This window comes from Geobacillus sp. B4113_201601 (genome assembly GCF_001587475.1).
GTDB lineage: Bacteria > Bacillota > Bacilli > Bacillales > Anoxybacillaceae > Geobacillus > Geobacillus icigianus.
The window spans coordinates 1-949 of sequence record NZ_LQYX01000010.1; the positions used below are offsets into that span (position 1 = coordinate 1).

General features: G+C 47.6%; 1 pseudogene. It reads left to right on the forward strand.

Going from position 1 to position 949, the window contains the following annotated elements:
- Positions 1 to 590: 590 nt before the first annotated feature.
- Positions 591 to 949, forward strand: a pseudogene (locus B4113_RS01615) (pre-toxin TG domain-containing protein); the annotation flags it as partial.

The window sequence follows — 949 nt, forward strand, 5'->3', positions numbered from 1 at the left end:
AAATTTGCTCATCTACAACCAAAATAAACTCCTGCCAACATCAAAACAAAGTTGTGCCAAAGGACCGGGAAAGGTGAAGAGGAGAAGGGGAGTCCCTTGTCCATCCAGCCTTCCCCCTCATTCCCTATCACCACTTTATTCTCCATCATAATAAAGTCGTGACAGAAAAAATCGAAACGAAAATCGGGAAAAGGGGCAATTGGTGCATGACCTTATTTTGGATGGAAGGAATTAGGTGTTGTAAGAATGAGGGGGCGAGGGGGAGGAGTGGCAAGAGTTTATTTTGATTGCACATAGTTAATGGGAAAAATAAGGAATGACAAGGGAAATGAGGAAATCCGTTTCTCTTTTTTTGTTTAGAGAAGTGGGGGAGGAAAAGGGGGATATGTTAAAGGAATTTCGTATTATCGGTTATGTAAAAATTAGGCATATATAACCACTGAATTTACTATAAAATAGGAATAAAATCATAATTTATACTTGATTCACTTCTGTTACCATTTATACAAAGTATAAATGGAGGAGTGAAGAAAAATGCGTTGCATGCCACGTTTGTTAGGTGATGGGGATAAAAGGGAGCAGCGCGGGCGATGATTCGGCTGAGGCCTGATGAATTAGAAACGGTGGCAAAGCACATTCCCGATGCCGAAGATGCGTGCCAGCGGGCGCGGACGACGCTGTCATGGGAGCCCTCTTCCCTTGCGATGGACCTCCTTGGCGTCAGCACGCCTGCCATCGAAGCGCTGCGGGACGAACTGATTCATTGGCTGCGGCGTTACGAAGAAAAGCTCAACGAAGCCGAAGAGCTGCTCTACCGCACCGCCGCGGCGATGCGCCAAGCGGACGAGACGCTCGCTGACAACATGAAGGAAGTCGGTTTCGAGCTTCTCGGCTGGTATGACGTGCAGCGCGTATTTGGCGAGTACGACCCGATCACCGGCGAGCGCCT